9 protein-coding genes are annotated in these 13,321 nt (G+C 48.6%); 7 read left to right on the forward strand and 2 right to left on the reverse strand.

Annotated elements, in window-relative coordinates:
- Window positions 1–44: 44 nt before the first annotated feature.
- Together BZJ17_RS14060 and BZJ17_RS14065 are read left to right on the forward strand one after the other, a co-directional pair.
- Window positions 45–2,279, forward strand: coding sequence for a methyl-accepting chemotaxis protein (locus tag BZJ17_RS14060; protein ID WP_077641131.1), 2,235 nt, complete (start codon window positions 45–47; stop codon window positions 2,277–2,279).
- Between the two features lie 152 nt (window positions 2,280–2,431).
- Window positions 2,432–3,151, forward strand: a complete 720-nt coding sequence (locus tag BZJ17_RS14065; RefSeq protein ID WP_077641132.1) for a YebC/PmpR family DNA-binding transcriptional regulator — start codon at window positions 2,432–2,434, stop codon at window positions 3,149–3,151.
- Between the two features lie 33 nt (window positions 3,152–3,184).
- On the opposite strand, the gene BZJ17_RS14070 is transcribed toward BZJ17_RS14065, so the two are convergent.
- Both BZJ17_RS14070 and BZJ17_RS14075 read right to left on the reverse strand, forming a co-directional pair.
- On the reverse strand, window positions 3,185–3,838 hold the full coding sequence (locus tag BZJ17_RS14070; RefSeq protein WP_131826812.1) for a TetR/AcrR family transcriptional regulator: 654 nt from the start codon (window positions 3,836–3,838) through the stop codon (window positions 3,185–3,187).
- A 296-nt stretch (window positions 3,839–4,134) separates the two neighbouring features.
- Entirely contained in the window at window positions 4,135–6,174 is a 2,040-nt protein-coding gene (locus BZJ17_RS14075; RefSeq protein ID WP_077641134.1) for a methyl-accepting chemotaxis protein, read from the reverse strand.
- 192 nt (window positions 6,175–6,366) lie between these two features.
- Here BZJ17_RS14075 and BZJ17_RS14080 point away from each other — a divergent pair, with 192 nt between their 5' ends.
- The 5 genes from BZJ17_RS14080 to BZJ17_RS14100 all read left to right on the forward strand — a co-directional run.
- Window positions 6,367–7,101 carry a transporter substrate-binding domain-containing protein gene (locus tag BZJ17_RS14080; RefSeq protein ID WP_077641135.1) on the forward strand — a complete coding sequence of 245 codons (735 nt, stop codon included), beginning with the start codon at window positions 6,367–6,369 and terminating at the stop codon, window positions 7,099–7,101.
- A 144-nt stretch (window positions 7,102–7,245) separates the two neighbouring features.
- Entirely contained in the window at window positions 7,246–7,749 is a 504-nt protein-coding gene (locus BZJ17_RS14085; protein WP_069589796.1) for a hypothetical protein, read from the forward strand.
- A 127-nt stretch (window positions 7,750–7,876) separates the two neighbouring features.
- Window positions 7,877–8,728, forward strand: coding sequence for an Mbeg1-like protein (locus BZJ17_RS14090; RefSeq protein ID WP_077641136.1), 852 nt, complete (start codon window positions 7,877–7,879; stop codon window positions 8,726–8,728).
- A 226-nt stretch (window positions 8,729–8,954) separates the two neighbouring features.
- Complete coding sequence (locus tag BZJ17_RS14095; RefSeq protein ID WP_077641137.1) at window positions 8,955–10,826, forward strand: PhoX family phosphatase; 1,872 nt, start codon at window positions 8,955–8,957, stop codon at window positions 10,824–10,826.
- Between the two features lie 255 nt (window positions 10,827–11,081).
- Window positions 11,082–13,321: VCBS domain-containing protein (locus BZJ17_RS14100; RefSeq protein WP_198534174.1), on the forward strand; the 2,240-nt coding region annotated here is incomplete at its 3' end.

The raw sequence follows: 13,321 nt of genomic DNA on the forward strand, positions 1-13,321 counted from the left end.
GCTTGCCTATCCAGTCGGCTAATTAATCATTGAGGTGAAAGGCCATGAAGCTCAAACATAGAATGCTCGTCAGCTTGCTTGGCGTGGGCATCGTGCCTGCGTTGGTGATCACATTGCTGTCGCTTAATACGGCATCATCCTCGCTCGAAACTCAAACGTTTAACCAGTTAGAAGCACTGCGAGAGGTGAAAAAATCTGCGGTCGAGCGCTACTTTAAAACCGCAGAAGGGCAAATCATTACCACAGCGGAAATCCCTTCCATCGCTGATGCGATGGCTTCCATGAGCCAAGCCTTTACTAACTTGGCCTCCTCAGAAAACGCCGCGTCATCGTCGTTAGTCCGCTACTATCAGCAGAACCTAACCAGTAAATTACAAGCGACTGGCAACACAACCTTACCGAGCGCACAAGAGCTCGTCTCGCAGCTTTCTCCACAAACTATTGCCCTGCAAAACGCATATTTGGTGAATAACCCCAGCCCTGTCGGCGAAAAAGGGAATTATCAAACCAGTCGCCAATTACCCGCTTACGATCGCGCTCATCAAGCTATCCACCCCTTTTTAAGAGACGTCCAAGCGAAATTTGGCTATTACGATATTTTCTTAATTGAAGCGCAGCGGGGCACGGTGATTTACTCGGTCTCCAAAGAGGTCGACTTTGGCACCTCGCTACTCACCGGGCCTTTTCAACGCTCAGGGCTTGCCGAGGCTTTTAAACAAGGCCGTCAACTTAGCAATGGCGATGCCGTGATTGTCGATTTTTCGCCCTATTCCGCTTCCGCCAATGCTCCCGCTGGTTTTATGGCCTCGCCTGTCTACCGCAATAATCAGTTACTGGGGGTGTTAGCGTACCAATTCCCCATTGACCGATTAAGTGAAATCATGACCGAGCGTGATGGCTTAGGCCAAACCGGTGAAACCTATTTGGTGGGTAGCGACGGATTAATGCGCTCCAACTCATTTTTAGACCCAGAACACCGCACCGTATTTGCTTCGTTTATGAACCCCACTGAAGGTGCCGTCAACACGCAAGCTGTTCAACGTGCAATTAACGGCGAAAAAGGCATTGATATTATTAGCGATTATAATGGAAATCCTGTTTTATCTGCGTATGCACCGGTGACCGCTGGAGGGCTAACCTGGGCGATCATTGCAGAAATGGACGTTAAAGAAGCCTTTGCTGCTTTAAACGCGCTCGAGCTTTCTGTCGCGATCATTTTTGTGATTGCCGTGATTGGTATCGTTGCAACCGCCATTATCTTTGCCCGCAAAATTACTCGTCCGATTGGCGGGGAACCTGAAGAAATGGAAAAAATTGTGCAAACCATTGCCGATGGCGATCTCACCGTCTCCTTTAATCAAGATCCGAACGCGACAGGGGTTTATCGCTCAATGCGAGAAATGACCAAAAACCTCACCGCAATGGTGTGTGATATTATCGGTGCTACCAGCCAACAAGCCGCAGCAGCAGAACAACTGTCAGCGTCAACCGTTGAAACCTTGACTAACTTCGAAGCGCAAAATGCGCGCACTGAACAGGTTGCGGCAGCGATGGAGCAGATGACCGCGACCGCCAATCAAATCTCATCCAGTACCTCTTCCACGGCCGATGCCGCGGAGAAAGCGCGTGAGATGATCCACGATGGTGACAGTCAGGTCTCACTCGCCGTCGATTCAATGCGTGACTTAGTCGCGCGATTACAAAGTGCGCGCACCAAATCTGACTCGTTAGTCCGCAGTGCGGAAGACATTTCAGGCATTTTACAAACCATTGGACAAATTGCCGATCAAACCAATCTGCTCGCGCTTAATGCGGCCATTGAAGCGGCACGTGCGGGTGAGCAAGGACGCGGATTTGCGGTAGTTGCCGACGAAGTGAGAACCCTCGCGCAAAGTACACAAGACGCGACGGGTGAAATTGCCCAATTGATTGAAAACTTGCAACGCGATTCCAGCGATACAACGCAAGCAATGGTCGACAGTGCGGACGCTGCGGGCAATGTCTCGGAACGGGCAGAGTCGAGTATTGCATCGCTAAAACAAGCGGTGATGGCCGTCGAAGAGATCGCCGATATGTCACTGCAGATGGCGAGCGCCTCTGAAGAGCAATCCTTGGTCGCGACAGAGATCAATCAAAACCTCGAGGAAATTAACACCATGACGGGTGAAAACCGTCAAGCCATGGACCAGATCACGCAAGCGACACAAGACTTAAGTGCCCTTTCCCAAGTGCTCAAAGGCCATACCAGTAAATTTCATTGCCAAGGCAAGCTTGCCTAATGCTCACGCTCGGCACCTTATGTGCCGAGCACCTCTCTTCTCCCAAACAATCGCCTGACCTCGCGCAAACTCTCAACATTCGCTAGCACATAGAATGGCTATCTTGATAGAATCACCGCATTTCTGCGTAAGCGTAACAAGAGAGATTCCGAATGGGACGTAGTTTTGAAGTTCGTAAAGCGTCGATGGCCAAAACCCAGGGCGCAAAAATCAAAGTGTATTCAAAGTACGGTAAAGAGATTTACGTGTGCGCCAAAAATGGCGGTAGTGACCCAGACAGCAACCTTTCACTACGCCGTTTGATTGAAAAAGCGAAAAAAGACCAAGTACCTGGCCATGTGATCGATAAAGCCATTGATAAAGCCAATGGTGGTGGCGGCGAAAACTATGAAGTAGCTCGCTACGAAGGGTTTGGTCCTGGCAATTGTGCCGTTATCGTCGATTGTCTGACTGATAACAACAATCGCACCTATATGGACGTGCGCCAATGCTTTGTAAAGAATGATGCCAAGATTGGCTCACCGGGCGCCGTGTCACACATGTTTGAGCATCAAGCGGTATTTCAGTTTGCGGGCGACGATGAAGAAGGCGTTCTCGAAGCGCTAGTAATGGCAGATGTCGACGTGACCGATATTGAAGCAGAAGATGGTGTGATCACCGTATTTGCGCCGCATACAGAGTTTTTCAAAGTGAAAAACGCACTCAGCGATCACCTTGGTGATACGCCTCTGGACTTGGAAGAGATTACCTTTGTTCCTCAGACCAATACAGAAGTCAGTGGCGAAGACGTTGAACGTTTTGAAAAGTTCCTCGATATGCTAAACGACTGTGATGACGTACAAAACGTTTATCACAATGCTGAGCTCGTTTAAGCCGTTCACTCAAGGCGCCTTTGAAAAGGCGCCTTATTTCTCACCAAGTTGCTTGAGCAGCATTTGAGAGAACAACGCCCAGTTTTGCCGGAACTTATCTTCCCCCTGCAATAAATAGCTTTGCAAGCCAACCCCTAGAAAAAAGGCATCTACAACACGGATTGCGGTATCAATTTGGTGCTGAGGAATTTTGCCTTGATAGAAGTAWTCTATCGCCCGGGTGTACTCTGCAAGTCCATGCTGAGAAAAGCGCTGTATTGACGCTCTGAACTGATCGTCAAATAACGCTTGTGCAGTGAAACTGTACATGGCTTTCATCGCATAAGGTTCGCATTTCATGGTGAGATACAAGGTATCACCCGTCACTTCGAGATAACTCTCAAAATCATCAAAATTCGCGGGCTCTGCCACCTCGAGAAACATTGAAATCAGCTCATCTACCGCGGCGTGTTTTACCGCATCTAGATTGTCAAAATGATGATAAAGCGCCCCTTTGCTGATCCCCGCCTTCTTACCTAACTTTGTTGCAGTTAATGCTGCAAGCCCCTCATTTCCAACAATTTCTAAGGTCGTCGAGAGAATTCTTTGCCGCATCGCCTGAGAAGCAATTTCGTTCTTATTCATCGTGAATTGATCAAAAAATGAAAGACTAGTTGAAAAAATAAAACATACCGAATGTTCATTCAATTTTATTCGCGTGAAATGTGACCAATAACCGAATGTTTTTTAAACAGATATTGGTGGGGTTTTTGGAGGTGATTGAAAGTTAACGTATTAACAGAAGATCAGTGAGTTAGGCGACCCAAAATAGCCACCAACTCTGTTCCCATGTGATAGCTCATCTATTTGCCGTTATTTTTTCTGAGCGTAGCCAAGTACAAAAGATAGGAAGGGTTTTTAAAACAGATAGTTACTGCTAGAGTGGAATAAAAAACCGCTTCTGACATACAGAAGCGGCAGACGCCACGCTGGCAAGTAATGAGTTATGAATACGCATAAGGTTGTTTGAAGTGCTCAAACAGCTTCTTAATCATTCTTTCGTCATTTGATGTGGTGTTGATAAACCGAATACCGTAAATATGCATATCGCCAGACAGGCTGTCATGAATAATTTCGGCTGCTAGCTTTAATGCGGTTTGGGATGAGGTAGCTAACTCTTGAGGAAGTTGAATTTCAATGCCCAATTTTTCACGATCATTGATTACATCGTGGCTACGTAGCTTCATACCCTGCTGACTGATGTCTGCAGTTAATCCCTCTAGGTATTTATTACCCTGAGAGACTTTAACGCGAAGCTTGGTATTCGAACGTGGTGCTGAGCGCATCTCATCAGATCTTGGCTCTATACGACTTTCTTCGTCGGTATCAAAGCGTCGCATGTGTGATTCTAAAGCCTCAGATATGTGGAACAAGTCACTCGCCACTACAGATGCTGAATTTGCTTTCCCACTGCCTTCCTCCAAGATATCGAATAATTGTGTCAGCTTGGTTTGTAGGTAGGACAGGTTTTCTGATTGCTGAGAGTTATAATCGGAAATGACTTGTGCGCTCTGTGTTGTGTCATTCACTGTGGTAGCCATCGCGGTAAAAGACTCGACAGTCTGAGACGATCGCTCTTGGGACGCATTGACCGATTCGACCACACTTGACATCGACACCACAGACTCCTCGACACGGCTGATTAATTGTGAAATCAAATCTGAGATTTCTTGGCTTGAGCTCGATGTGCGGGCCGATAGTCCGCGAACTTCATCGGCAACAACTGCAAAGCCGCGTCCCTGTTCACCGGCTCTAGCAGCTTCAATAGCCGCATTTAGGGCTAACAAGTTCGTTTGCTCTGCAATATCATTAATTGATTTGGTGATTTCACTAATCTGTTCAGAGAAATCTTTCAATTCACTCATTTGCTTTGAAGTGAGGCTGACACTTTCAACTGCACGGTCAAGTTCGAGAATGCCTTGGTTAACAACATCAATACCTCTCTCTGCCTCAGATTTGGCTTGTTCCGATAGCTCCACCGCGTATGCAATGTGTTCACTGACCACATCGGACGTTTCTGATAACGAAGAAACTGCCGTTAGCACCTCATGAGAGCTTTCTTTTTCAACTTTACCGGTCTTGGATATTTCACTGGATAGCCCTGTAACTTGCTCTGCTGAATGAGCCATTTGGCGGCTATTTTTCTGAACGGTATCTATCACATCATGCAACGACGCACGCATGATCTCGATGTTTTTAACTAACACACCAATTTCACTGTTACCCACGTCTTGGGTCGCAAAGTCCTCTCCATGACGTTGTCTCAGGTTACCTTTAGCGATTAATTTGGTCGTTTCTAGTACATGATTCAATGGCTGCACAATGCTGTTAGAGACGAGAGTAGCAAAGAAAATAGCGATCAATAACGCCACTACAGCAATGATAAGCTGATTGCGCTCCATATCCGCAACGTGCTGGTCAGCCAAATCAGCCAGCATCCCCACCGCTTGGTTCATCGATTTGAGAACAGTCAAACTTGATTGGTTAATTACTTGTAGATCTTCAAATGATCCTGGGCTATTCGCGTACCGAGTCACCAAAGATATGTGCTGCTGCCACTGTGTCTTAACTGTCGATAATTGTTTGATGATAGCCGGAGACGTAGTGGGTAACTCCACCGATTGCGTCATTTGTAGGTCAYGATAGGTCGTTCCGCCTTTCATTAACGCTTCTAGAGTCACATCAAAAAGCTTTTGTGTGTTTTTCAACGGTGCCATGTCAACCGGCGCATTGGCGTCCTGCGCTTGAACAGCAGACAAGAAGAACTCTTTGGTCAGCTTCTGAGTCAACATCCTCTGTCGGCCTGCGACGTTGATAAGCAGTGCGTCATCTTTTTGAATATACTCGGTAAAATAGGATGTGTAACCGACAATGGTTGAGATCACCAGTGTGAAAAGTACGATGAGGAGCCGGAGCTTATTTCTCACTCGCCACTTCCCCAAAACTGACAATGTGCCAGTAACTTTTTGCCTGTTTTTCATCATTTTTATCCTTTTGAGTACCCACTACTGCCCAATACTTACAACACATTTAAAAAACTCTAGTGGGCAATGTGACTACTCGCAAACACACAAAAAGAAAAATAACGTACCAACAAGAACATGAGTGGAACAGAAGACAGTTTTTTTCCTACCGTCTACAATAAACATTAGTAGGGTGGTCGTTGAGATAACGTAATGAAATGGCAATGGTGTTTACTACTGACAATACTCGCTACACTTCCTGTAGGTGCGAATCCCACCTACGTGATTGGCGTGCAAAATTTCTCGCAGTATTATCCGTATTCCTCCTATGCAAACCGTAATTACTCTGGCTTCAATCGAGAATTGCTCGATATGTTTGCCAAAACCCAAAATTACCGTTTTATCTACAAGCCTCTTCCTTTAAAGCGCTTATATCACCGCTTTGTCGATGGTGCCGTCGATTTTAAATATCCCGATAGCCCAAAGTGGAGTCCAGAAATCAAGCGTAAGTCGAAAATTATTTATAGCGAGCCTGTCGTCAAATATATTGATGGCGTCATGGTAATTGATGACAACTATGGCCTGTCTCTTAACCGGCTTAAATATTTAGGTGTTGTGGCAGGATTTACACCTTATCCCTACCAGTCTCGGATCAGCGCCGGTCAAATTCAGGTTGATGAGAGTTACAAATACGACTCACTGTTGATGAAAGTGGTGAGCGGTCGCGTTGATGGCGGATACGCAAACGTTGCCGTTGCGCAATTTTACTTAGAGCAAATGGGATTTCAAAAAGGCTCGGTAAGGTTTGACGATACCCTGCCACACAGCAAGGGCACTCGCCACCTTTCAACCATCAAATATCCCGAAGTGATCGCCGAATTCAATCGGTTTTTAGTTGATAACAAAGAGGATATCGAGGCATTAAAAGCCCGCTATGGGCTCGAGTAACGAGTTTATCGCCATCTATCTGTATTCTCACTTCATTTCGCGCTCGGGTGTTGTATACTCGTAATCCTTCAAGATGCTGGTTGTTACAGCGACCAGCTTTCTGACTGTGCCCAACAACATGGATAGATATCGCGAAGGAGCCCCTTGAGTAACCAACTGATTAGTCTGGACCTGTTTTACGCGATTGAGCATTTGATGCCAGGGAAACGTACTGTCGCCCTATTCCGTAAATCCGTCAAACACCTTCCAGTAACAACCTTGCCTTTAACCCATTATGATTCTGCGGCAGGCTTACAATTGGCATTATTTCGGCACTGCCGCAACTATGTCGCATTTACACAAGGCCATCCTATCTCTCCGGATTTTGATTTTTCGGGCAGTGCGGAGCAGATCTTGGCAGCAGAATCAGTCATGAAGGCATTTATTCGAGGCGCTTACTGGTGGGTGGAGTATCACATGGCTCACTACCGTGACGACTGGAGCCACGAGCAAACCCAGCGTTGGCTAAAAGACCTGCGTTTACTCGTGCAAGTGGTTATCGGTATTGGTAATTGCACCAACGCGGAGTGGATCCTCACGCATCGAGGCCCCATTCAGGCTTTGACCTACGACACCCATTTAGAGCCATTTCTCGCGAGCTACGACTAGTTAGACTCCGCGCCTAGCGTCAGTGAGTTCACGCTGACGCTCTCACACTCATTCGTTACGATAGTTTCGTTTTTTCGTCACCTTAGTTGCGTAACCTCGTTCCAAACAGGCAATTAATTGGGCGACTGTGAAACGATTAAAGCGATATCAATACGAGCGTTATGCCATTTTATGCCGCGCGTCCTATCCGAGCTATTTTGATCATACCCATTATGGATTTAGCCCAAACGGACGACGGGATATCTATGATCGCTGGGGACGGTGCATTATTCGCGTGCTCTGGCGCGATGATGACGATGTGGTGGTGGTATTTCGCGGCTCACAAACCGCGTGGGACTGGCTGGTTAATTGCGCGTGTGGACCTAAGCAAATACGAATGGACAATGTCAGGTGCTTTGTGCACTGGGGGTTTCATTATCTCCTCACTCAAAAAAGCTTACCGTGGCAACAGCACAAGCGCCGCTATCAATCCATGACCACAAGCCAGTTTGCGGATGTGGCACAAGCTGCCGACACCTGCTCACTGGCAGGAAACACAGTGCTGGATAAGCTAGAGGCAGCACTCACGCCACTGCTCAAAGCCAACAAAAAGGTCTCCTTTATTGGCCATTCATCAGGAGGCGCAATGGCCGTCATTGCCGCCGCAATGCTTTATCCCTCCATGGGACAGGCAATCAAGCGCATCGTCACTTTTGGCCAACCGGCTGCCGGTATGTGGCGTTTTAAGCGATATTATCCTTTTCACACCAAAACCTACCGTATTTGTTGTGATGTCGACATCATTACATTTTTACCCGGTATTCCCATGCTGTATTGGCATGTCGGACGACTGCTTTGGTTACATGAGAACAAGATCTACACCGACACACCTTCCGTCGTTCGTGTACTACGCGTCTTGTTCAGCTGGCTAACCCGTCCGATTGCTTATCACTACATGGACAAATATATCCGACGCAAAGACTATTTTGACCAACATTGATCGTTTCATGACAGTCAAAACGTGACGCCGTCACTAAATGCTGTTTATCCAAACCAATCTGTGATCGGGTTAACGGCCCACTTTCGTGTCCCAAGACTGTCACCCAACAGTCACCTCGATTTCATATTGACTCGCCAGACTCTCGACCAACTTTGCGCCCGGTGGTGCAGAGCATCGCTATCACTAAACCCATAAATACGATAACGAATAGAAAGGAAGTCATGTCGTGAGCAAGCATATTGATCAGCGTCCGCTGGATGCAGAACCCGAATTCAACCGTTTTATTGACGCCGCCGTGAGCCGTCGCCGCTTTTTACAAGGCGCAGGCGCAGCAAGTACCGTAGCTTTTTTCGCCGCTAACCCAGTTGCAAAAGCTGTGGCTGGCAGCTTGAGTAAAAGTGAGTTACTCGGTTTTAAAGCCATCCCAACCTCGACGGCTGACACCGTCACTGTGCCCGAAGGATACAAAGCGGAGGTACTGGTATCATGGGGCGATCCTATCTTTGCCAATGCCCCCGCCTTTTCGCAGCAAAACGATGCCAGCGCCCAAGCACAACAGTTTGGTGACAATAATGATGGCATGACATTTTTCCCGCTCGCCAATGATCGCGCCCTGCTCGCGGTCAATAACGAGTATATCAACGATGAGTATTTGTTTACGCACGGCGGTGAAAACATCTCAGCCGATGATGCGCGTAAATCACAAGCAGCACACGGCGTCTCTTTGGTCGAGCTAAAAAAAGTCGATAGTCGCTGGGCAATCAATCCACAAGGTCGCTTAAACCGTCGTATTACTGCTTATACGGAGATGGCAATGACAGGCCCAGCCGCCGGTCACTCACTGCTCAAGACTGCGGCTGATCCCTCGGGTAAAAAGATCCTCGGCACCTTTAACAATTGTGCTAACGGCGAAACGCCTTGGGGAACCTATCTCACCTGCGAAGAAAACTTTAACGGCTATTTTGCCAGTGAAAAAGAACTCACCTTGGGCAAAACCTATCAGCGCTACGGCATCAGCGATAGTGATTGGGGTTACGACTGGTACAAGCACGACGAGCGCTTTGATGTCGCCAAACACCCCAACGAGCCCCATCGCTTTGGTTGGGTGGTCGAAATTGATCCTATGGATCCCAACTCAACCCCGAAAAAGCGCAGTGCACTGGGTCGCTTTAAGCACGAAAATGCCGCTCTCACGGTCAATAATGATGGCCACGTCGTGGTATATATGGGCGATGATGAACGTGGTGAGCACCTGTATAAATTTGTCTCTGACGGAAAATACGATCCGAGTAAAGGTAGTGCTAATCGCGATTTGCTCGAAAACGGCACCCTATATGTCGCGAAATTTACCGGCAGCGACGGCGAGCTAAAAGGCCAAGGCGAATGGTTAGAGCTCACCTTTGGTAAAAATGGTCTAACCCCAGAGAACGGCTTTCCTGACCAAGCCAGTGTGCTCATTTTTGCCCGCGAAGCCGCGACGCAAGCGGGTGCGACCACCATGGATCGTCCTGAGTGGGTCGCCGTGCACGCCGACAACAAGCATGTTTTCTGCACCCTCACCAATAACAAGTTCCGCGGCGTGAAAGACAGCCAACCATTAAATGCGGCCAACCCACGCACCAAAAACCCGTATGGTCATATTATTCGTTGGGCACCGACCCAAGGCGATCATACTCAGCCTACCTTTGAGTGGGATATCTTCGTGATGGCCGGCCACCCTGAGAAGCAATCTGGGTTAATGGCGGGTACCGATAACATCAACAAAGACAACATGTTTAACAGCCCGGATGGTATCGGTTTTGACCGTGCCGGTCGCCTTTGGATTCAAACCGACGGTGATTACTCCAACGAAGGAGACTTTGCGGGTATGGGCAATAACCAAATGCTGTGTGCCGACACGCAAACAGGGGAAATTCGCCGCTTCCTTACCGGGCCAACGTCATGTGAGATCACGGGACTAACCTTTACCCCTGACTCACGCACTATGTTTGTGGGCGTGCAACATCCAGGCGCTCACTTCCCTACTGGTGGTGATGCCATTCCTCGCTCTTCAGTCATCATGATCACCAAAGACGATGGTGGCGTGATCGGGACCTAACAGCCCCGCCACGAAATATTCGCACTCGCGCGATTTAACCAACGCCATTCAGCCCTTGTCCTGACAAGGGCTTTTTACTTTGCGCGACGATGACAGACACGCAAATTTTGCACTTATCTGCAAACTATCAACTATATTTACAGAGGGTATATGTATCGATAATGCGCCAAACTGCACCTAACAGGTTGACAAAAGAATGTAACTCATTCAAAAACAACACGTTGGCACAATGCAGTTACCGAAGGAGCCGACAGCATGGCGACAGAGACACAAGTCACCGAGACACAAGGAACGGTTGCTGCCGTTCAGCCTGACGGCCAAGTGCGTCAAATTGAGGCCAATCAAACGGTTTCGACGGGAGAGCTCGTCACCGCGGTAGGCAATGAGCCCGCCTCTGTGCGCCTTGAGAATGGTGTCAATGTAAACCTTGCGTTGTCTGCCTTGCTTGTCGGCGAAGGCGAAGACGATACGCTGGTACAAGATTTACCTGAGGATGTGCTTGAAATCATCGAGGCTATCCAACGCGGTGAAGATCCCAATGCGATTGAGGATGCTGCGACCGCAGCCGGTGCAGCGGCCTCAGGGTCTGCGATCACGGCTATGGCGATTATTGAAGCGAACGGCCGTATTGGTGAAATCATTGCGGGTTTCCAAACTGAGGGCATTACCAGCCCCGATGGTGGCATAACCGACGAACAGCTATTTGCTTTAACGGCGTTAAGATTAGCAAGCGCAGACGCAGTATTCCCCGCCGCAGAGACCAATGAAGCGCCGAGTGCCGAGTCGCTGACCTTTAGCACAGATGAAGATCAACCATTAGTGCTGACACCCAATCAAATACTGCAGCAAATCAACGATCCAGATGGTGACACTCTCACCATTGTTTCCATCACCAGTGGTAATCCAGATGTCGAAATCGACGAAGACGCGTCTGGCAATATCGTTATCACACCACCGCCCAATTTCAATGGTGACCTTGATCTCACCGTCATCGTTTCCGATGGCCAAGCAGAAACGCCGTCTGATATCACGGTCACCGTGAATCCCGTCAACGATGCGCCCACGCTGCAATTTTCAGCGACGACGGTCACCGAGGATGCGGTCGCGGCTGGCGATAGCGTCGGCATTGTGACGGCGACGGATATAGAAGGTGATGCCCTCACTCTGTCGTTGACTGATGGCGGACAAAACTATGTCGAATTGCAGGGCAATAATGTCGTTCTCACCCAGGCAGGCGTAGATGCAATCAATAACGATGCACTAGATATCGCCTCGCTGACATTTACGATCACCGCCTCCGACGGCGAAACGAGCACCTCTCAAACCTTCACCTCAGCAGTGGAACGTATTGACGATCCCGCATCCATCACAGGTGATACCTCAGGCACCCTCTCGGAGGGAGAAATCGATGGCTCTGACGGAAGTTTGATAGCCACAGACTCGGTTTCCGGAACCTTATCAATTTCCGACCCCGACGATAACCCAACGTGGATCGATAGCACGCAATCCGGCCAGTATGGTGAGCTCGTCTTCACCGGTGGCAACTGGACCTACACCGCAGACAGCGATGCAGTGCAATCTCTTAGCGAGGGCGATGCGGTTTCGGATATCTTCACTGTGACCGCATCAGACGGCAGCAGCCAAGTGATCGCGATAACTATCACAGGTACAAATGATGATCCTGTAATTAGCGGCCAAACCCTTGGCGATGTGGTCGAAGACAGCATTTTAGAAGCGACAGGATCTCTCAGTATTTCGGATGCAGATGGCAACAATGCGCCAAGCTTTTCCGATGGCAATGTGTCGGGTCAGTATGGTGAGTTATCACTAGTGAATGGCACCTGGACTTATACGCTAGACAATAACAGTAACGTTATCCAAGGCTTGGATGCCGGTGATCAGGTTACCGACACCATTACCCTCACGGCTTCTGATGGTACTGAACAAGCCATTGTCATCACTATTACCGGGACAGATGATGCCCCTGAAGTCACCGGTGAATTTGTTGGCTCAGTCACTGAAGGCAATGTGGGCAATGCACCTGTCACCGCCACGGGTACGATTACGATCAGTGATGTGGATGGCGACGATAATCCAACCTTTGCCAATACCACAGCGTCTGGCACTTATGGTTCGCTGGAACTGGTCGGTGAGAACTGGACCTACACCCTTGATCAAGCCAGCGTGCAGAATTTAGATGCCGGTGATGAAGTGACCGATACCATTACTCTCACCGCCTCTGATGGTACTGAGCAAACCATTGTCATCACGATTACGGGAACGGATGATGCCCCTGAAGTCACCGGTGAGTTTGTGGGTTCCGTCACCGAGGGTGATGTAGGTGATGCTGCCGTGACTGCCACCGGCAGCATTGCGATCAGTGATGTCGACGATGGCGATAATCCAACCTTTGCCGATACCACTGAAACTGGTACTTATGGTTCGCTCGAGCTGGTCGATGGTGATTGGACTTATACGCTCGATCAGTCTGCGGT

The sequence above is a fragment of the Salinivibrio sp. IB574 genome (assembly GCF_001996205.1).
Lineage (GTDB): Bacteria > Pseudomonadota > Gammaproteobacteria > Enterobacterales > Vibrionaceae > Salinivibrio > Salinivibrio proteolyticus.